Origin of the sequence: Pseudosulfitobacter sp. DSM 107133, from assembly GCF_022788695.1 — a bacterium.
Lineage (GTDB): Bacteria > Pseudomonadota > Alphaproteobacteria > Rhodobacterales > Rhodobacteraceae > Pseudosulfitobacter.
The window spans coordinates 859,350-879,849 of record NZ_CP085154.1; the positions used below are offsets into that span (position 1 = coordinate 859,350).

A 20,500-nucleotide genomic window follows, 5' to 3' on the forward strand; every position below is an offset into this window, starting at 1 on the left:
GCCTGTCTGAATTTGCTTCAGGAAACACAAAACAGCGCGACCTGTCCATGTGCCGCGTCGGTTTTGCGGACAGGGCTGGCGCTTCAGGGCAGGTTTTCACGAAAATAGATATCCAGCTTCAGCGGACGGGGGCGGGTGCCGGGATGTGACAGCAGGGTGATGGCCCTGTCGATCAATGTATCCGGGTCCAGATCAAAAATGGCATCCACGGTTCCGTCCAGCAAGGCGCGGCGGGTGTCGGGGGTCAGCCCGTGGCCGATGAACACCAGCGTTTCGCGTTGCCGCTCGCGGATGGCGCGGGTGATGCCACCCGACGAGCCGCCCACATTGTAGATGCCGACAAGATCGGGAACCTGTTCGAACAGATCCAGGGCGTGCCGGTAGTTCTCGGCCGCATCATCATGCCCCTCGCGCATCCCGACGACCCGCAGGGCGGGAAACATTTCGTCCAGAATGCTGAGAAACCCCGCCTCGCGTTCCGAATGCGCGCGGTAATGGCGCGATCCGGCAACCAGCGCCACCGAGCCCGAGGTGGATTTGGCCAGCCGCCCGATCAACAGCCCCGCCGTGCGCCCCACCGCCCTGTTGTCCAGCCCCAGATGGCCAACCTCGGGCGCGTTGCCCAGATCCGATACGATGGTGACCAGACGGGTTCCGGCGGCGGCCAGTTCAGCGGCTGCATTGCGCACTTCGGGGTGTTCGATGGCGAAAAAGATGATCGCGTCGGACCATCCAGCATTCTTGTGCAGTGCTTCGACCAGTGCCGCCGCGTTAAAGCTTTCAATGAAAAAACAGCGCAGGAACGGATTGTCGACGCCCGACTGGCCGATCCGTTCTTTCACCCGTTCGCCCAGCAGACGCAGATAGGGATTGGTGCCCGCAGGCAGCAACACGGTGATGTTCAGGGGGCGTTCCGCGCCATAGCGCGCGGCATCTTCGGGGCTGAGGAACCCGATATCGCGCGCGGCATCCAGCACCCGGCGGCGCGTGCGGTCCTTGACGCCCTTGCGCCGGTTAATCACGCGGTCAACAGTCGCAAGCGAGACACCGGCGCGACGGGCCACCTCGGCCAGCTGTGGCCGCTGACTGTCATCTTTAGGGGTATTCACCTCTGACGCACCTCAAAACCCATCAAGCTTAATGCTTTGACGAAGGGTGACCCGAAATCCTACTTTACGTCAATACATTGTTTACTTGGGTTTCCGAGACAGGTCTGTCAATCGAACCCTCAAAATACATCAAAATCTCTGGGAGGGGAAAAGATGAAAAAATCGAATTTGATGAACCGTCGCACGATGTTGGCCGCCGGGGCCGGTGCCCTTGCCGCGCCGTTTCTGGTGCGTCCGGCATGGGCGGCGACGCAGCTGCGTTATGGGCACAACAACGAGGTTTCCTCGGTTGCAGGCGCGCAGGCCGACTGGTTCGCCGAGGCGCTTGGCCAGACCTCGAACGGCAACATCGACGTACAGGTGTTTCCCAACAGCCAGCTGGGCAAGTTACAGGAACTGGCCGAAGCGGTTTCGCTGGGTACCATCGCATTTTCGCACAACACCGCCGGTGCGCTGGGCTCGCTTTACCAGCCCTTCGCGGCGCTCGATACGCCCTATCTGTACCGTGATGTCGATCACCTGATGGCGGTGACAGATGTGGACAGCCCGGTGATGCAGGAACTGAACGAGGGTCTGATTGCCGCCGCCAACGTGCGGGTGATCTATGCCCACTACTTTGGCCGCCGCAACCTGACCTGCAACAAGGCGGTGATGACACCTGCCGATCTGGCCGGCACCAAAATCCGCGCCGTTCCCTTCCCCATCTATACCACTGCTGTTGAAGGCATGGGCGCGGTTGCCGTGCCTGTCGACTGGTCCGAAGTGCCCACCGCGCTGGCCACCGGCGTGGTGCAGGGGCAGGAAAATCCGGTCAACGTGGTGCTGAACGTGAAGCTGTACGAAGTGCAATCGCACCTGATGCTGACGGGTCATATGTCCAACGCTGAAGTTGTCGTGATGAACGAAGACGCATGGCAGGCGCTGGATGATGCGGGCAAGGACGCGGTGCGCGAAGCCGCCAACCAGACCCGCGAGAAAGCGACAAAGGCGATCCTCGACAACGAGGAATCCGAAACCCAGCAATTGCGCGATCTGGGCATGACCGTGATCGGAGCAGAAGACGGGCTGGATGTCGATGCCTTCCGCACCTCGGTCAAGGCGCTGGTCGATGAACGCTTTGGCGCCGAATACGGCGATCTTTATGCCAAGATTGCGGCTGTATCCTGATGCCACAGGTCAGCCCGGGCCGCGCATTTCTTGCGCGGCTCGCCCGTTTCGGCGTCGGTTTCGGGATGGCCCTGCTGGCGCTGATTGCCAGTCTGGTCGTGCTTCAGGTCGCGGCGCGGAATTTCTTTGACGCGGGCCTGCCGTGGGCAGACGAACTGGCCCGCTTCAGTTGCATCGCGCTGGTGTTCTTTGCGGTGCCCTGTCTGGCAGGCCGTCAGGTGCTGGTTGCGGTGTCGATGCTGCCCGACATGATACCCCCTGCGCCTCGTCGCTGGCTGGTACTGGTCGCAGATCTGGCCACGCTGGGTTTTGCCGGGCTGATGATCTGGAGCTTTGCCGAATTTCTGCCCCGCGCGGGCAAGTTTCTGACACCGGCGATGCGTGTGCCCAACTGGGTGTACTACAGCTTTGCCCTTGCCGGATGCCTGTTGCTGGCGGTGATCGCGGCCCTGCGGGTGCTGGATGCGCTGCAACGCCGCGACCCGACCGCCCCTTACCAAGACCCGCGCGACGCGGACGGATTGCCCCTATGAGCCTGATCCTTGTTTCCATTTTTGTGATGCTGCTGATCCTCGGTGCGCCGATTGCCGTCTGTCTGGGTCTGTCATCCGCCATCGTCATTGTCACCCATGGGTTACCCGTGTCGGTTGTCGCGCAACGCAGCCTGAACGCGCTGGACAGCTCGCCCCTGCTGGCGGTGCCGCTGTTCATCTTTGCCGCCAGCCTGCTGAACGCCACCGGTGTCACCACCCATCTGTTCGAACTGGTGCGCATGATGTTTGGCCGCATTCGCGGTGCCGTTGCGCAGGTCAGCATCTTTGTGTCGCTGATCTTTTCGGGCATCTCGGGCGCAGCACTTGCCGATATCGGCGCGCTGGGTGCAATCCAGATCAACCAGATGAAGGCGCAGGGCTACCGCGAGGAATTCGCAGCCGGCCTGACCGTTGCCGCCGCCACCATCGGCCCGATCTTTCCACCGTCGATCCCGATCATCATCTATGCTTCGGTTGCCAATGTCTCGGCGGTGAAACTGTTGATTGCAGGGATTATTCCGGCGCTGCTGCTGACCGCGCTGTTGATGATACAGGTTGCGATCATCGCACGAGTCAAAGGTTTGCCGCGTGACGAGGTGCGGGTCAGCCCGCGCGCGGTGGCGCAAAAGGCGCTGATTTCCTTTCCTGCACTCATGGCCCCTGTGTTGCTGATTGGCGGCTTGGTCAGCGGCTATTTCGGCCCCACCGAGGTGGCGGGCGTGACCGTGGCCTATGCCATGCTGATCGGCATTTTCATCTACCGCTCGCTCAGCCTGCGCGGCATTCTGGGTGCGCTGCGCGAAACCGCTGAATCAACCGCGAATATCCTGTTTGTCGTGTCCACAGCCGCGTTGTTTGCATGGGTGCTGACACTGGATCAGGTGCCGATGAAAGTGTCGGGCCTGCTGCTGGGCCTGTCGGACAATCCGCTGGTGCTGCTGTTTCTGGTGAACATCCTGCTCTTGCTGGTCGGCATGGTGCTGGAAAGCATCGCCGCGATCCTGATTATCGCACCCATCATTGCGCCCGCCCTGACGGCGGCGGGGGTCGATCCGCTGCAACTGGGCATCGTCTTTGTGCTGAACCTGATGATCGGCCTGCTGACGCCCCCCGTCGGCATGAGCCTGTACATGATCACCATTATTACCCGTATGCCCATCGGGCGTGTCATTGCCGGGGTAATGCCGTTCTTTATCCCGCTTTTGCTGTCGCTGCTTGTGGTCTCTGCCGTTCCGGCACTGTCGACCTGGCTGCCTGAATTACTGATGAAGTGAGGACTGAAATGAGCAACCTTTTGGGGCCGATCCGCCAGCTTGGCTATGTGGTCGACGATATCGAAGCCGGTATGAAACACTGGGCGCAGGTGATGGGCGTTGGCCCGTGGTTCTACAATCCGCGCGTGCCGATCGAAGACTATACCTATGACGGAACCCGCTACGAGCCGCACAATTCGGTGGCGCTGGCCAATTCCGGCGCGATGCAGGTCGAGCTGATCCAGATCCGCAACGATGTGCCGTCGATGTACCGTGATTTCCGCGAAAAAGGTCTGCGCGGATTGCAGCACGTCGCGTTCTGGACCACCGATTTCGAGGCCGATCTGGACAGGATGCTGGGCCGCGGATTCACCGTTCAGATGAGCGGTTGTGTCGGCAAGAACGGGCGGTTTGTCTATTTCGCTCAGCAGGAGCACCCCGGCACATGCATCGAACTCTCTGAAGTTCTGGGACCAAAGGGCAAGATGTTCGACCTGATCCGCGACGCCTCGGTCGATTGGGACGGCTCTGACCCGGTGCGCCCCTTTCCCGATCTTTCGGCCATCTGAGGGCGCCATGTACCACGTAGTTGCCGAATACCTTCTTGAAACGCCGTTTCCGCTGGCCGAAGTCGCGGCCATGATGGCGGGCGAGCAATCCAGCGGCACCTTTGTGCGGGTTGCCGGTGAAACCGACGAATTGCGCGCCCGAGCGGCGGCGCAGGTGGTTTCGATTGTGGAAGAGGGCGAAGCTGCCGCACAAACGCTGCCCTCGGCCTATGTCGCGCGCAAGGGGGCTGCGGGTCCGTTCCGCCGCGCCCGTGTGCGCATTGCCTATCCCACGGGCAACATCGGGCGCAATCTGGCAACGCTGGCATCGACCGTGTCGGGCAACCTCTATGACATTGGCGAGATTACGGGGCTAAAGCTGCTGTCGCTTGATATCCCTGCGGCCTATCGCCTGCGCTATGCGTTGCCTGCCGTGGGGCTGCAAGGCACGCGCGACAGTCTTGGCGTGCCCGAAGGCCCGATCTTTGGCACCATCATCAAACCCAATGTGGGCATGCGCCCGGACCAGATAGCCGACCTTGTCGACCAGCTTTGCGCCGCCGGTGTCGATTTCATCAAGGATGACGAGGTGTGCGCCAATCCCGACATCGCGCCGCTGACCGAACGTGTGCCTGCCGTCATGGCGGTGATCCGCAAGTGGCGGGACCGCACGGGCCGCCGCGTGATGATGGCCTTTAACATCACCGATGAAACCGACGCCATGCGCCGCCACGCCGATCTGGTGGCCGCCGAGGGCGGCAGCTGTGTCATGGCCAGCCTGAACTGGTGCGGTCTGTCGGGCATGGAAACACTGCGCGCCCACACGCCGCTGGCGATCCACGCCCACCGCAACGGCTTTGGCGCGATGAGCCGCCACCCCTTGCTGGGCATGGATTTCGCCGCCTATCACGCGCTTTACCGTCTGGCGGGGATCGACCACATGCATGTGCACGGGATCGGCGGCAAGTTTGTGGATTCCGCAACTGAAGTCACCGAAGCCGCCCGCGCCTGTCTGCGTCCGCTGTCCTATGGCGGCGCGGATGACCGGGTGATGCCTGCGTTTTCCTCGGGGCAATGGGCGGGCACCTTGCCCCATACGGTCACAGCCGCCGAAGGGGCGGATTTCATGTTCATGTGCGGCGGTGGCATTCTGGCCCACCCCGACGGGCCCGCCGCCGGTATCAAATCGCTGCGCGAGGCCTATGAGGCCGTGGCAGCCGGTGAGGCGCTGGAGCAGGCCGCCGCAACCCGTCCGGCGCTGGCCGCGGCGATGCGGTTTTTCGGACCGCGCTGAGATGAGCGAGGTTGTCTTTCTGGGTGATGATTTCACCGGTGCCTCGGATTCGCTGGCGACCTATGCGCTGAATGGCTGGCCCGCGCGGCTTGAACTGAATGCGGCGGGCGCGACCAAAGGGTTGGCCGCGCTGGGCCTGCCCACTGACCTGCGCTCGCGCGCGCCCAAGGCCGCCCTTGCCGATATCGCGCGGCTGTGGCCCCGGATTGCCGCTGCCAACCCGCGTGTGTTGCACTTCAAGGTGTGCTCGACCTTTGATTCCAGCCCTGCGACCGGCTCGATCGGGGCTGTGGCCGCTGATCTGATTGGCAGGTTCAAACCCGACGTGGTCGCGGTGATCGGCGGGCAGCCCAGCCTGCGGCGCTACTGTATTTTCGGCAACCTGTTCGCGTCAGGGCCAGACGGCAGAGTGTACCGGATCGACCGCCATCCGGTCATGGGCCGCCATCCGGTCACGCCCATGGCCGAGGCTGACCTGCGCCTGCATATGGCAGACCAGGGGCTAAGCGACCTTGATCTTATCCCGTTCACCGCGCTGGCGGATACGGCAGAGGTTGCCGCCCGTCTGAAACGCGGGCCGGTTCTGTTCGATGTCACAACGCCCCACGATCAATCCCTGATTGCCGCTGCCCTGCGCGCGGTGGGCGGGCGGCAATTGCTGATCGGGGCAAGCACGGTGGCGGAAATCCTGACGACGGGGGCGCAATCCGTCGCTCAACCGGACCCCGTCGCACCGCCTGACGCAGGCGCGGTGCTGGTCTTTGCCGGAAGCCGGTCGCTGAACACGCAAACGCAGGTGCAAAATGCGCAAGGGTTTCACAAGCTGCCGCTGACGCCTGCAGCATTTCACACTGATACATTCCGCACCCAAACCGCTGGCTTGCTTGCGGCCAACACCCCCGTGCTTGTCCATTTGCAACCAGATCTGGATTATGGCCTGTCCCCCGATGCGCTGGCGGATGCCTCGGCGCGGTTCGTGGCCGATGTGCTGGCGCGGGCCGATGTCGGGTATCTGGGGCTGGCGGGGGGGGACACCTCAAGCCGGATCGCGACCCGCCTTGGGTTTGATGCACTGGAATTTGAACACAGCCTTGGCGCGGGGGCCTGTATTTGCATCGGGCGGCACCAACAGGGGCGCCTTGATCGTATGCGGGTTCTGCTGAAGGGCGGGCAGATGGGGCAGGCCGATCTGTTCGATGCTTTCGCTATTCGCGCCGGGATTGCTCGGTAGCCGCTTGGCGGCGCGCCTTTGCGGCGTTATCACGGACCTCCGACAATCAAGGGAATCCCGCCATGACCGCTGTTGCAGATCGTATCGCCCGCACCATTGCCACCGACATCGGGGCGCGTCCCGAACAGGTCAGCGCGACGGTCGCCTTGCTGGACGGGGGCGACACGGTGCCCTTTGTCGCACGCTATCGCAAAGAGGCCACCGGCGGACTGGACGATGCGCAATTGCGCAAGCTGTCCGAGCGGCTGGACTATCTGCGCGATCTGGAAAAGCGGCGCGCCAGCATTCTGGCCGAGATCACGGGGCAGGGCAAACTGACCGACGCGCTGGCCCGCGACATTGCCAAGGCCGACACCAAGTCGGTGCTTGAGGATCTTTATCTGCCGTTCAAACCGAAGCGGCGCACCAAGGCGATGATTGCCCGCGAAAACGGGCTGGAACCGCTGCTGCGCGCCATTCTGGCCAACCGTTCGGCCGACCCTGCGGAACTGGCCAGGGGCTATCTGTCCGACGCGGTCGCAACCGAAAAAGACGCGCTGACCGGCGCGCGCGATATTCTGGCCGAGGAGCTGGGTGAAAGCGCCGCCCTGCTGGGCCGCTTGCGGCAGGTCATGCAACAAGAGGCGCTGATTACCGCCAAGGTGAACAAGGGCAAGGAAGAGGTCGGGGCGAAATTCTCGGATTACTTCGACCATTCGGAAAAATGGGCGGCCATCCCGTCGCACCGCGCGCTGGCGATCCTGCGCGCGGCCAAAGAAGACATCGTTTCCATCGACGTGGCCCCCGACGCCGACACCGGTCTGGCGCGTGTTGTCGGCATTATTGCCTCTGAAATCGGCATTCCCGGAAACGGGGCGGGTGATGCATGGCTGCGCGAGGCGGCGGCCTGGACATGGAAAATCAAGCTGAGCGGCACCATGTTCATGGACCTGCTCAGCGACCTGCGCCGCCGCGCCCATGCCACAGCGATCGAGGTTTTCGCCCGCAATCTCAAAGATTTGCTACTGGCCGCGCCGGCGGGTGCGCGCGCCACGCTGGGCCTTGATCCCGGCATTCGCACCGGCTGCAAGATTGCCGTGGTGGACGAAACCGGCAAGCTGGTCGACACCGCCACGATCTATCCGTTCCAGCCCAAGAACGATCTGCGCGGGGCCGAAGAAACCCTGTTGCACCTGATCCGCAAACATAACGTGGCGCTGGTGGCCATCGGCAACGGCACCGCCAGCCGCGAATCCGAAAAGCTGGTGGGCGACGTGCTGAAACGTCTGCCCGCAGGCACTGCACGCCCGACGCCGGTGATCGTCTCCGAAGCCGGCGCGTCGGTCTATTCGGCGTCGGAACTGGCCTCGCAGGAATTCCCGGACATCGACGTGTCCATTCGCGGGGCGGTGTCTATTGCGCGGCGCTTGCAGGACCCGCTGGCCGAACTGGTCAAGATCGAACCGCAGGCGATTGGCGTGGGGCAGTACCAGCACGACGTCGACCAGCGGCAACTGGCGCAATCGCTGGCGGCGGTGGTCGAGGATGCGGTGAACGCCGTTGGGGTTGACCTGAACATGGCCTCGGCCCCCTTGCTGTCGCATATCGCGGGGCTGGGCCCGTCGCTGGCGCAAAACATCGTCAGCCACCGCGACGCCAACGGCGCATTTCCCACCCGCAAGGCGCTGTTGAAGGTCGCGGGCCTTGGCCCCAAAGCATTCCAGCAATGCGCGGGTTTCCTGCGCATTCCGCAGGGTGACGAGCCGCTGGATGCCTCATCCGTCCACCCCGAAGCCTACGGCGTGGCGCGCAAGATCGTACAGGCCTGCGGGCGTGATGTGCGGGCGATCATGGGCGACAGCAGCGCGCTGGCCGGTCTGCGGGCGGAACAGTTCGTCGATGACAGCTTTGGCCTGCCCACCGTGCGCGACATCCTGTCCGAGTTGGAAAAACCGGGCCGCGACCCGCGCCCTGCGTTCAAGACCGCCACCTTTGCCGAAGGCATCGACAGCATCACCGATCTGAAACCCGGCATGTCGCTGGAGGGCACCGTGACCAACGTGGCCGCCTTTGGTGCCTTCGTGGACATCGGGGTGCATCAGGATGGGTTGGTGCATGTCAGCCAGCTGGCCGACCGTTTCGTCAAGGACCCGCACGAGGTGGTCAAGGCCGGCGACGTGGTGCGCGTGCGTGTCACCGAGGTGGACGTGCCGCGCAAACGGATCGGTCTGACCATGCGCAAGGACGGCGGCGACAAGCCCGCAGCACGCCCAAGCCCCGCTGCACAGTCAAAACCACGCGGCAAGGCGCCAACCTCTGCCGCACCAAGACCGCGCGGGACCGACCAGGGTGCTTTTGGCTCGGCCCTTGCCGATGCGTTTAAGCGACAGGGCGGTCCGAAATAGGCACAGGCTGCATTTGGCCGATACAGGCAGGGCAGCGTTGCATCGGCTGCCTTGCGTCATCACATCACCCTGTAACCGGCACAGCGCGCTGCCACAGGGCTCCAATTGGAAAAGCAGCGCCGCGTCGGCCTGTTTGAGGAAAGGAGAGGCAGATGAAAGCGATTATTTCCGGCGCGGGCATTGCAGGACTTGCGGCGGCCTATGAGCTGGGCCGCGCGGGGTGGGATGTCGTGGTGCTTGAAAAAGCCGACAGCCTGCGCGACGGCGGCTATATGATCGACTTTTTCGGCCCCGGCTATGACGCCGCCGAAGCCAACGGGCTGCTGGATGCCTTTGCCCGACATGCCAGAAAGGTCGAAGGCGTCGAGCTGGTCAATGCTGACGGGTCGCGTCAGGGTTACATGAGCTACAGATCCTTCGCCGCTCCGCTGGGCGGGCGTCTGTTTTCGCTGATGCGCTGCGATCTTGAGCGGGTGCTGTTCAACGCGCTGGGGCCTAATGTCGATCTGCGCTTTGGCACCCGGATCGAAACCGTGGACAATGGCCCCGCGTCGGTCGACATCGTCACCTCGGCAGGGGATCGGTTGCACGGCGATGTGCTGATCGGTGCCGACGGGATACATTCCCCGCTGCGGGCGCAATTGTTTACACCCGAACCCCGCGTGCTCAGATATCTGGGCTATCACACGGCCGCCTATATCTTCCGCTCTGGCGCAGTGGCCAAGGCGGTGCAGGACCGGTTCTTGATGCTGTCGCTGCCCGACCGGCAGGCGGGTCTTTACCGGATGGAGGGCGACAGCGTTGCGGTCTACTTTATCTGGCGCGATACGCGACCTGAACGCGCGGATGATGCGGCGGCGGCAATCCGGGAGAACTTTGGCGATCTGGGATGGCTGGTGCCCGAAACACTGGCGGCGATGCCGCCGAACGCTGAAATCTACTATGATGTGGTCGCCCAGATCGAGGCGGACCAATGGTGCAACGGGCGCGTGGCCTTGCTGGGCGATGCTGCCTTTGCGGTGTCATTGCTGGCGGGGCAGGGGGCGTCGCTTGCCATGGGCGGCGCGCATGTTCTGGCGCAACAGCTTGCATCGCAGGCGGATGTTCCAACCGCGCTTGCCCGATACGACACCATCCTGCGCCCCGAAGTGGTGAAGAAACAGGCCGCAGGGCGCAAGGCCGCCGACTGGATCGTGCCGCATTCGCCGTTCCGCGTCTGGCTGCGGGCCCGGGTCTTTAACCTGTCGTCGCTGCCCTTTGTGTCGCGGGTGTTCGAACGTCTGGTGGCCACCAGCCCAAAGGGCGTGTTCACGAAGAAACGCAGTTAAAGCCCCTGCGCCGCGCTCAGCTCGGATTGCAGCCGCGCCTCTTCGTGGGCCTTGGGCGTGGCAAAACGGGCCAGCAGCAAATAGGCAACCGGAGTCAGGTACAGGGTCGAAAGGGTGGCCATGCCCAGGCCGCCCACAATCACCCAGCCCAAAGCCTCGCGCGCCTCGGCTCCGGCACCTGCCGACAGGATCAGCGGCACGCCCCCGACCACGGTTGATGTCATTGTCATCATCACAGGCCGCAGGCGGATCGTTGACGCGCTCAGGATGGCATCATGCACGTTCTGCCCCTTGTCACGCAGCTGGTTGGCGAACTCGACAATCAGGATGCCGTTCTTGGCCATGATCCCGATCAGCATCACCAGCCCGATCTGGCTGTAGACGTTCAGGCTTTGCCCTGTCAGCAACAGCGCAAACACCGCGCAGGCCAGCCCCAGCGGCACCGTGGCCATGACCACCACCGCCGAAATAAAGCTCTCGAACTGTGCGGCCAGCACCAGAAACACCACAACGATGGCAAAGCCGAAAGTCAGGAACATCCCCGCATTTGTCTGGTCCAGCGTTGCCGCTTCGGCCAGTGGCACGATGCGGTTGTTCTCGGCCAGCACGTCGTCGCCAATCGCGCGCACTTGTTCCAGCGCATCGCCCAGCGACAGCGCGGGTGTCAGCCCCGCGGTCAGCTCGACCGACCGGTTCTGCCCTTCGCGGTCCAGCTCGGGGGCCACGGCGCGTTCTTCCAGCGTGACAAAGCTGGACAGGGGCACCATCAGGCCGTTGCCCGACTGGACAAAGATATTCTCAAGATCGCCGGGATCGTTCACCGGATTTGACGTGGACAGCATTTTCACGTCAAAGCTTTTGTCGTCGATAAACACCGCCCCCACGGTGCGCCCGTCCAGCATTGCCTGCAACGCCTGACCCAGTCCGGTGATGTCGATGCCCAGATCGGCAGCCAGCGCACGGTCGATCTGCACGAACAGTTGCGGCTGCGTGCGTTCGTATTCCAGCCGCACCTGTCCCATCTCGGGGTTCTGGCTGAGCCGCGCAACCATCTCTTCGGCGACGTGGCTCAGCTGGTCATAGCTGTCACCGGTGATCGCAAATGCCAGCCCGCGCCCCGCGCCGCGAATACCCAGCGAGTTCGGCTGGATGGCAAAGGCCCGCACGCCGATGATCCCGCGCAGCTTGCCGTTGATCTCGCCTACGATGTCCTGCTGGCTGCGCGCACGTTCGTCCCATTTGGCCAGCGTGAACACCATGAACCCGCGGTTGTCGGCACCAAATCCGGTGATTGAAAACACATTGGTGACTTCGCCGCGCTCTTGCATCGGCGCGACAATACCCTCGATCTCGCGCATCTTGCTGCGGGTATAATCCAGCGACACGCCTTGCGGCGCGGTGACACTCAGCAAGGCGACGGCGCGGTCTTCGGGCGGGGTCAGTTCCTGACGGATACCGCCTGCCAACATCGCGGCTGTGGCCGCAACAAAGACCGCAATCAACACGATCACAAAGGGCATCGCCAGCGCGCCCCGCAGGGAGGTTTCGTAAAGCCGCATCAGCCGGTTGCCCAGCCAGATCAGCGGCCCGCGCGCGTTCGGGTCCGGGGCCTTGGTCAGCAGGCGGCTGGCCAGAACCGGACACAGGCTGAGCGCGACAACCGAGGACAACAACACCGCCATCGCAAGGGTAAAGCCGAACTCGCGGAACAGCCCGCCTGCCTGTCCGGGCAGGAACGACAACGGTACGAACACCGCCGCAAGGGTCGCCGTGGTGGTCACGACCGCAAAGAACACCTGCGACGTGCCATTCACCGCCGCCGCGCGCGGCCCCATGCCCGCCGCGCGCTGGCGCACGATGTTTTCCAGCACCACAATGGCGTCATCCACCACCATCCCCGTGGCCAGCACCAGCGCCAGCAGCGTCAGGATATTGATTGAAAACCCCACCAGATAGATCGCCGCCAATGTGCCGATCAGCGCCACGGGCAGGGTCAGCGTGGGGATCAAGGTCGCGCGGAAATCGCGCAGGAACAGGAAAATCACCGCAACCACGATGGCCACGGCATAGCCCAGCGTTTTCAGCACCTCTTCAATCGACCCCGAGATGAAAATCGCGTCGTCCGAAGTGACCCGTACAGTGACGTCATCAGGCAGGGTCTGGTTCAGCTCGTCCACGACCGCACGCACGCTGGCGGAAATTTCCAGCGTATTCGACGTGGCCTGCCGGATAATGCCCATGCCCAGCCCTTGCTGGCCGTTGGCGCGCAGCACTGTCTCGCCGGGGGCAGGGCCCAGTGTCACCTGTGCCACGTCACCGACCTTGACGTCGGGCTTGATCTCCAGCGCCTCGAAGGCGGCGGTGGTGGCGACGGTGGCAGTGGTGCGCACGTTGATCGACTGGCGGTCGCCCGCCAGATCACCGGCCGGCGTGTCAAAGGCCAGATTGGACAGGGCGCGCTGCATGTCGCCCAGCGTCAGCCCCCGACTGGCCAGCTTCAGCTGGTCGATGTCAACGCGAAAGATCGGCTCGCGGTCGCCGTAGATTTGCAGATCGGCAACCCCGTCAATCGAAATCAGCCGGTCTTCGATGCGGTCCTGCACGATGGCAGTCAGTTCCTGCGGCGAGCGCCCCGCCGAGGTGACGGCAATGCGCATCACCGGTTGGGCATTTGCGTCGGCCTTGACGATTTCCGGCTGCTCAGCGCTTTCGGGCAGCTGGTTGACGATCCGCGCCACCGCGTCGCGCACGTCTGTTGCGGCAACGTCGATGTCGACGCTGTCGTTGAATTCCAACGTCACCCGAGAGCGCCCGAACCGCGAGTTCGACGAGATCGACCGCACCCCCGACACCCGGCCCACCGCGCCTTCGATGCGCCCCGTCAGTTCTTGATCCACGGTCTCGGGCGAGGCGCCGTCAAAGCGGGTCGTGATCGTCACCACCGGACGGTCCACATTCGGCAACTCGCGGATTTCGGCGCCGAACAGTCCGGCAAGGCCAGCCAGTACAATCAACGCGTTCAGGACGAAGGCCAGAATCGGCCGACGTACAAACAGCGCCGTGCCGGCAGCGGATTGCCCGTTCATAGCGTGTCGCCCTGCGTGGGCCGGTCTTGCGCCGATGCGGCGGCTTCATCATCCTGCGGGGTCACCTCGGCCCCCTCACGCAGGGCCTGAACGCCTTCGGTCACCACCAGGTCATCGGCCATCAACCCATCGGCACGCACCAGCACCGCATCGCTGTTGCGCTGGGCAATTGACACTGCCACCTGACTGACCTTGCCGTCGCGCACCACCCAGACAAAGGGGCCATCGCTGGACCATTGCACCGCCAGCGGTGCAATCGACAACAGCGTTTCGCCGGGAAACGACAGGTTGACCGAAAACGCCATGCCCGCGCGCAGCAGATCGTCGTCATTGGCCACACGCCCCTGCACCAGAAGCGTGCGGCTGGCACGGTCGACGACGCTGTCGATCACGCTGACCTCGCCGCGCAGCACCGTGTCGGGTTGCCCCAGCGGGGTCGCATTGATCTGCTGGCCGACTTCGATCATGCCGACCACGCGCTCCGGCACACGAAAATCAATCAATATGTCCGCGCGGTCGGTGATGGTTACCAGCACATCCTGCGCGTTCACCCGATCACCTGTTTCCAGATCAATGATCCCGATCCAGCCGCTGATCGGGGCCGCGATCCGGCGTTGGGACAGATCGAATTCGGCCTGCCGCACCGCCAGTTCGGCACTGCGCAGCGCCAGTTCGCTTTCGCGCAGGCGCACTTCGGTCACAGCGCCCGAGGTTTCCAGCTGCCCGATGCGCGCCGCTTCGGTGCGGGCGTCTTCAAACTGTATCTGCGCCTGCTCCAGCGCGATCTTTTCCGCCTCGTCCTGAAGACGGGCGATCACAGTCCCCGCCTGCACATATTGCCCCGAGGTGATGGCCAGTTCGGTGATGGTGCCCCCGGCGTTCGAGCGCACCGTAACCGACCGGCGCGCGCGGCCGTCACCGATTGCCGTGATCTTGTCGGCGCGGTTCTGTTCGCCAACGCGGGCCGTCACAACCGGAACCGCGCCGCCGCGCCGGGACCGGTCCTGTTGGGCGCCACCCGCTTGCGATGGAGCCGGTTCCACGCCCAGCAGGTCCAGCACGCCGGTCTTGGCCAGAAACGGTTGCGCGGCCGGGACATAGGCGATCCAGACGAACAGTCCCGCAGCAAGCAGAACAAGCGAAAGAATTATCTGGCGCAGGGCTTTCATCAACGGGGCTTTCGTTTGGTTTTGGCGACAATAATCATGGATGGCTTCCTCTGAAATAGCACGTCAAATCGCTGTGTCCGGTTTGAGGTGTAAAACAGGCGTAAATTCCGTGCGCGCCCCTTGTCTGTCACCCGCCCTCTGCACGCGCGCGCAGCGGCAAACATCCGGGCAATCCGGCGGGCAGAACCACCCGCGCGCCCGCCGCATAAAGATCACGGCCCAGGTCCGGCGCATCTGATTTCACTGCGATCCAGTGTGCCCCGCCCCCGACCACCGACACCCCTGCCGGCAGGCGCGCCACAAAATCCGCCGCCGGAAACAGCGCCACCGCGCCCGGCGCTGCATCACTGAACCGCACCAGCAGCAATTGCACGCCAAGCCAGCCGCAAATGGCCAGGGCAAAGGCCAGGATCCAGCCTCTAGTAGTCATGGACATGCTCAAGGTGCAGGCCCTGTGCCGACAGTCCGCGCAGCCTGTCGGCCAATGTGCTGACCGGCACCATGACCAGATGGCGGGTGTCGTCAAACCCCTGTCGCGCGACGCTGTAAAGCGCGCCGTCCAGTTTGGGTGCCTGTGATGTCACGGTGAACAGAATATCGTCATTTCCGGCAATTTCGACAAAATCGCCCCCGTCCAGCGCCATTTGCGCCAGCAGATGTGTCAGCGCGCGATAGCGCGGGGTTTCCACCTCGGTGCCTTGGGCGTGGCGGGCGATCACTGTGACATCGGTGTAATCCGCCAGTTGCGCGTCGCCCAGCCCCGTCACGATCATCCGCAACCGCAGCGCGTCGGGCTCCATTTCGGCGACGGCGGCGGCAATCACCTTGGCATATTGCGCCTTTGCGCCGTATTCCAGCCCCAGCGCCCAGCGGCGTTCGCGGTCGCGAAAAGCGCCGGTTGCTGCCGCAGTCAGGGCCGCTGCATCGCTGCCAAACTCCCAGCGATACCAAGGCACCTGTTGCAGGAACCGGCTGTAGCGCGCGGCCTGTTGGGCAGACAGATCGTCCAGCGGCGCATGTTCGGCGCCGCGTATCCATGTCGCCACGCGCCCCAGCGTTTCCTCGTACAGCGCCTTGGCGGCAAGTTCGGCAGTAAAGCTGACGCCAATGGTATAGGCGGTTGATTTGAACTCACCCGGAAAGCCGCCATAGGGGCCAGAGCCGCGCGACAGGCTGCACAGCGATGACCAGAACCCGCCGATGGACGCCGCATAACGGTAATCGTGCGGGTCACCGTCACGGATCACGCGGGCATAGTCCTCATAGGCATGGACGATATGCCATTCGGGATAGGTCAGCAGTGTGCGCCCCTCGGCGCGGCGATGGGCGGGGGGCAGGATCGGATCATAGGCGCGCAGATCCCCCGTGGGGCGGCAGGCCAGTTCGACATAGCCCACAGGGGCCAACAACCCGGCCACCACCAGCAGAACCAACGCGCCCAGCCATTTGAAAACCCGTTTCACAAGCCCCGCCCAAGCCGCAGCCCGGCCACCAGTGCCACACCGCCAAGGGCAATGTGCGGCAGGTTGGCCAGCACCCGGAACAGGGTGAATGACAGGCCCGCCGACGGATTGGTGAATATCCCGAAATCCAGATAGCCCCAGCCGGTGAAAAACCCGAACACCCCGTCACCCAGGTAAAGCGCACCGAATATCACCAGGAACACCTTGCTGGCGCGCGCGCCCAGCAGCGCCGCGGCCAGCGCCCACAGAGCCGATACCAGATGCAGCGCGTCGTCAAACAGGTCCAGCGCGAATATGCCAAAGGCCAGCCCGTCCTTGTCGGTGATCCCCGGCACATAGTTCAGCGCCGCCGCGCCCAGCAAAATAAAGAAATACCCAAGGGCAAATTTCCGGATCAAAGTCATAGCGTCCTCAAATATGTATCCCACAGGGCATTGCGCAGCAGCAGGTCGGGGTCAATGCGCCGTTTGGCAGCGGCGAATGCGGCGGCGCGCGGATAGGCGCGCGCCATCTGGTCAACCGTCGCGTGGGGACGATAGGGCAGGTAATAGGTGCCACCAATGGCGACAACCCCGTCGATCAGTTCCCGGGTCATACGCTGCATGTCGGACTCGGCGCGGGCGGTCATTTCCTGACTGAACGACATCACCGCCGCGATGCGCGGCACCGGCGCATAGGCCAGCCAGCTGTCGGGGTCACTGTCGACAAAGCGCAGGGTGACATTCAGGAATTCCTGAAACGATGCCGGGATCACTGCGCGGCACAGGGCCACGAAATCCGCAAAGCGGTCGGGCGCGACAAAATATTCGTGCAGAATGTCGGTGCGGTCGGGGTTGCGGTCGTCCAGCGTGACGACGGGTTCGTTAATCAGGCTGTTGCGGGTGACGGGGCCACTGGCCAGTTTCGGGGCCAGACCGGATTCAAACCACCAGCGCAGCCGCTTCATCCGCTCGTTGCCCAGTTGTGCACGGTAAATGCGGCTGGCAATCTGCGCCGCCGCGCCTGACCCGCTGGCCGCAGGCAAATCGCTTTGATCCCCGGTCGGGCGATAGGTGACCATCAGCGCCTTGGCCATAAACTCGGCCCGATCCACGCTTAGCCGGCCATAGGCCATCGTGACACTGTCATCGGCAAGGGTGGCGATAAAGCGGTCTGCGAAGGCCCGGGCAGGCATCTCTTCATAGGTCGGTTCCAGCCGCTGGTTCTGGGCCAGATCAACGTCCAGACGGGTGATGATCCCCGTCAGCCCGTAGCCGCCCATGGTCAGGCCGAACAGTTCGGCATTCTGGGTGCGCGAACAGGTTACCAGTTCGCCATCGGGCAGAATCATGTCAAAGGCGCGCACCGTGCTGCCCATCGGCCCCTGCCTGACCGGCCAGCCGTGCGCATTCACGCAAAACGTCGCCGCAACCCCGAAATCGTTGTTCGACTGCATCACGCGCGGCCCCAGCCCCAGCGGATCGGTGGTGGCAATCACATCGCTCCAGCGCGCCCCCGCATGGACCTGCATTTGCCGGTTGGCGGTGTCAGTTTCGACCAAGGCGTTGTCAAAGGTGATGGCATGGCCGTCGCGCGGGATTGCCTGTCCGCCCATCGAATGACGCGCCGCGCCGACATTCACCGCCCGCCCGTTCGCCCGCGCCTCGGCCAGTTCGGCGCGGATGGCGGCGATCATGGTGTCGCCGGGATCGTCCTTCATTATGATGTGGCGAAAGACCGGAGTCTCGCTCAGCCCGCTGGCGTCGTTCAACATTCCCGCCGCGCCGGTCGGCTTGATAAAGCGGGTGCCGTCCAGCGTCGGGTTTGCGGGCGACAGCGCATGTGTCGCCAGCCCGCCCACCACAGCACCGCCCCCCAACAGGGCCGCGCGCCGTGTAAAGGTTGTTCTTCTGGACACAGTTTTGATCCCCACCTGAAACGCCTTCCTATCGCATGCAGGATCACCCAAGCGGGCGGTTCAGTACAGTGCCAAATGTTGCATCACGACCCAGCCGGTCGGGCGGTGCCCTGTGTGGCGATGTCACCCCAGAGCAGAGGACACAATGGCCAAAGCCCTCTGATCTTCACAGCGGACGGCTCAAAACCCCATAGCGGGCATAGTCGCGATAAAGCGACTGAAACCGCAGCTTCTGACCCTGCTTTGCGGCCACAGCCTGCATGTGCGCGTGCAGATCAACCCGTGGGGTCACATGAAATCGCGCCAGCCACGCCTGCAACAGATGTCTGAACCCGCGGGGCAGGTGGCTTTGGTCTCCGAAATCCAGCACATGCAGTTCCCCGCCGGGCGCCAGTTGTGCAGCGGCCATGTGCAGGGCGCGGTGCCAGTCGGGGATCATCGACAGGCTATAGGACAGCACCACACGGTCAAAGCCGCCCGCGCCGAACAATGCGGTGCCGTCGAAATCACAGGCATCCGCCCGCACCAGCGTCGCGTGCGCGCCCAGCTTGGATCTGGCCGAACGCAGCATCTCCTGCGAGATATCCAGACCGAACAGCGCGCATTCGGGATATTGCGCCGCAATACGCGCCAGATTGCGCCCCGTGCCACAGCCGATTTCCAGCACCCGCCCCCCTGGCGGCGGTGCCAGATCGCGCACCAGCCGGTCGCGGCCCAACAGGTAATAGCGCCGCGTCACGTCATAGATCAGCCGCTGATAGCGATAGGTGCTGTCCATCAGTTCCGCATGGGACACCGTGCCGCTCATGGCTGTACACCTTCCAGACGATACAGATGAAACCCGCCGTAAATCGCGGAACGGTCCTGCGCAAAGCAGCGGGCCGAGGTGTCGCGGTCGTAGCGCCACAGACCCAGCACTTCGGGGGCGACCCGTCCGGGCAGGATGTCACTGGCACCACCGGTGCGAAAGATCACCCGCGCGCCGGGACGGGCGGTGCGGGTGATCTGTTGCCACAACGCGTTCAGCTGCACATTGCTCATCCAGTCCTGCGCATCCAGCAGCACAAAAGCGTCCAGCGAGGCGGCATCGCGTTCGCCCAGAAGATCGGTCATCGAACGGTTCAGAAAGGCCACATTGGCAGCACCCCTGGACACGGTCTCGAATTGCGCGGGCTCCAGATAGGGGGGCAGGGATTGCGGCGTGCCGGGCTCATAGCCGCGGCCAAAGGCCTGCCACGCGAAATAATTGTCACGGATCGGAAAATCGCAGGCCAGCTTGCGCACGCGCTCTTTCAGCACCACCAGAACGTCGCCGTCCCCGTCTGCGGCCAGCTTGTCATATTGCGCGGGCGGAATGCCCAGACCAAACAGCGACGCGCGGCGACGCGCCATCCAGCGCACCGGGCGCGACTCAAGCAGCGGTGCGATGCGGGTGTCGAAAAACTGCTTTTGCTCTGCCATGGTTTTTGCCGCCAGCAGTGGCGCATAGTCCAGACGGGCCAACCACGACACGCCGTGTACCAGCCCCAGAAACCGCCCCAACAGCCCGTATTTATGCACACCTTTGGCAAATATGGTGATCCGGCGGCGGGCCAGGGTCCGCCCCTCCCAAAAGGCGCGGGTGTCGCGGTCCAGATGCGGCGCAAGTTTGCGATCATACAGCGCCACATTCGCGGCACTGTCGCCGCGTGCGAAAAAGGCAAAGAACTCGGCCTGCGTCAGATGCTGTGCCGCTGCCACCTTCAGCCGCCCCAGCGCCACATGGGCCGGTGACAGGTCCACCGCGGTCACCGATCCCGGCGCAGCGGTCAGGTAAGACATCGCATTGCACCCGCCCGATGCGATGCAAAACACATCCTGTCCCGGCTCAAGCGCAAGTGCGGCCATGTCCACTACCGGATCTTCCCAGATCTGCGGATAGACCAGCCCGCGAAACAGCCGCGAGAACACCCGCTCTAACAGCCCTGTGGAGTTGGTTGCATGATTCTGGTGCACGGCGGCACCCAGTTGTTTGGCAATGTCGGGCGTGTGGGTCATG

The 20,500-nt window shown here is 63.6% G+C and carries 17 protein-coding genes; 8 read left to right on the forward strand and 9 right to left on the reverse strand.

Annotated features, from left to right (window positions below; translation table 11 throughout):
• Positions 1-83: 83 nt before the first annotated feature.
• Complete coding sequence (locus DSM107133_RS04255) at positions 84-1,109, reverse strand: LacI family DNA-binding transcriptional regulator (RefSeq protein WP_205387818.1); 1,026 nt, start codon at positions 1,107-1,109, stop codon at positions 84-86.
• Between the two features lie 153 nt (positions 1,110-1,262).
• Here DSM107133_RS04255 and DSM107133_RS04260 point away from each other — a divergent pair, with 153 nt between their 5' ends.
• The 8 genes from DSM107133_RS04260 to DSM107133_RS04295 all read left to right on the forward strand — a co-directional run bounded on the left by DSM107133_RS04260 (position 1,263) and on the right by DSM107133_RS04295 (position 10,847).
• Positions 1,263-2,276 (forward strand): TRAP transporter substrate-binding protein, encoded by a 1,014-nt coding sequence (locus tag DSM107133_RS04260; protein WP_114293551.1) that lies wholly within the window; start codon positions 1,263-1,265, stop codon positions 2,274-2,276.
• Positions 2,276-2,809, forward strand: a complete 534-nt coding sequence (locus DSM107133_RS04265) for a TRAP transporter small permease (protein WP_114293552.1) — start codon at positions 2,276-2,278, stop codon at positions 2,807-2,809. The genes DSM107133_RS04260 and DSM107133_RS04265 overlap by 1 nt, the downstream gene beginning before the upstream one ends.
• The gene (locus DSM107133_RS04270) at positions 2,806-4,083 is read left to right on the forward strand and encodes a TRAP transporter large permease (protein WP_114293553.1); all 1,278 of its coding nucleotides are present in this window, start codon (positions 2,806-2,808) and stop codon (positions 4,081-4,083) included. The genes DSM107133_RS04265 and DSM107133_RS04270 overlap by 4 nt, the downstream gene beginning before the upstream one ends.
• An 8-nt stretch (positions 4,084-4,091) precedes the next feature.
• Positions 4,092-4,631 (forward strand): VOC family protein, encoded by a 540-nt coding sequence (locus tag DSM107133_RS04275; protein ID WP_114293554.1) that lies wholly within the window; start codon positions 4,092-4,094, stop codon positions 4,629-4,631.
• 7 nt (positions 4,632-4,638) lie between these two features.
• Positions 4,639-5,904, forward strand: a complete 1,266-nt coding sequence (locus DSM107133_RS04280; protein ID WP_114293555.1) for a RuBisCO large subunit C-terminal-like domain-containing protein — start codon at positions 4,639-4,641, stop codon at positions 5,902-5,904.
• Position 5,905: 1 nt separating this feature from the next.
• Complete coding sequence (locus tag DSM107133_RS04285; protein ID WP_114293556.1) at positions 5,906-7,135, forward strand: four-carbon acid sugar kinase family protein; 1,230 nt, start codon at positions 5,906-5,908, stop codon at positions 7,133-7,135.
• Between the two features lie 62 nt (positions 7,136-7,197).
• Positions 7,198-9,519: a Tex family protein gene (locus DSM107133_RS04290; RefSeq protein ID WP_114293557.1), complete on the forward strand. Its 2,322-nt coding sequence runs from the start codon at positions 7,198-7,200 to the stop codon at positions 9,517-9,519.
• Between the two features lie 152 nt (positions 9,520-9,671).
• Positions 9,672-10,847 (forward strand): FAD-dependent oxidoreductase, encoded by a 1,176-nt coding sequence (locus DSM107133_RS04295; protein ID WP_114293558.1) that lies wholly within the window; start codon positions 9,672-9,674, stop codon positions 10,845-10,847.
• On the opposite strand, the gene DSM107133_RS04300 is transcribed toward DSM107133_RS04295, so the two are convergent.
• From DSM107133_RS04300 to DSM107133_RS04335, 8 genes are all read right to left on the reverse strand, one after another.
• Positions 10,844-13,933 (reverse strand): efflux RND transporter permease subunit, encoded by a 3,090-nt coding sequence (locus DSM107133_RS04300; protein ID WP_114293559.1) that lies wholly within the window; start codon positions 13,931-13,933, stop codon positions 10,844-10,846. The two genes, DSM107133_RS04295 and DSM107133_RS04300, sit on opposite strands and share 4 nt — an antisense overlap.
• A complete protein-coding gene (locus DSM107133_RS04305) occupies positions 13,930-15,102 on the reverse strand; it encodes an efflux RND transporter periplasmic adaptor subunit (protein WP_114293560.1) in 1,173 nt (390 codons plus the stop codon). The genes DSM107133_RS04300 and DSM107133_RS04305 overlap by 4 nt, the downstream gene beginning before the upstream one ends.
• 127 nt (positions 15,103-15,229) lie before the next feature.
• Complete coding sequence (locus tag DSM107133_RS04310) at positions 15,230-15,532, reverse strand: hypothetical protein (RefSeq protein ID WP_240310520.1); 303 nt, start codon at positions 15,530-15,532, stop codon at positions 15,230-15,232.
• Positions 15,522-16,565 carry a hypothetical protein gene (locus DSM107133_RS04315; protein ID WP_114293561.1) on the reverse strand — a complete coding sequence of 348 codons (1,044 nt, stop codon included), beginning with the start codon at positions 16,563-16,565 and terminating at the stop codon, positions 15,522-15,524. The genes DSM107133_RS04310 and DSM107133_RS04315 overlap by 11 nt, the downstream gene beginning before the upstream one ends.
• Positions 16,562-16,969 (reverse strand): hypothetical protein, encoded by a 408-nt coding sequence (locus DSM107133_RS04320; protein ID WP_114293562.1) that lies wholly within the window; start codon positions 16,967-16,969, stop codon positions 16,562-16,564. The genes DSM107133_RS04315 and DSM107133_RS04320 overlap by 4 nt, the downstream gene beginning before the upstream one ends.
• Complete coding sequence (locus DSM107133_RS04325; RefSeq protein ID WP_114293586.1) at positions 16,966-18,462, reverse strand: FAD-binding oxidoreductase; 1,497 nt, start codon at positions 18,460-18,462, stop codon at positions 16,966-16,968. The genes DSM107133_RS04320 and DSM107133_RS04325 overlap by 4 nt, the downstream gene beginning before the upstream one ends.
• Before the next feature lie 166 nt (positions 18,463-18,628).
• Positions 18,629-19,270 (reverse strand): class I SAM-dependent methyltransferase, encoded by a 642-nt coding sequence (locus DSM107133_RS04330; protein WP_114293563.1) that lies wholly within the window; start codon positions 19,268-19,270, stop codon positions 18,629-18,631.
• The gene (locus tag DSM107133_RS04335) at positions 19,267-20,499 is read right to left on the reverse strand and encodes a DUF3419 family protein (protein ID WP_114293564.1); all 1,233 of its coding nucleotides are present in this window, start codon (positions 20,497-20,499) and stop codon (positions 19,267-19,269) included. The genes DSM107133_RS04330 and DSM107133_RS04335 overlap by 4 nt, the downstream gene beginning before the upstream one ends.
• Between the last annotated feature and the right edge of the window lies 1 nt (position 20,500).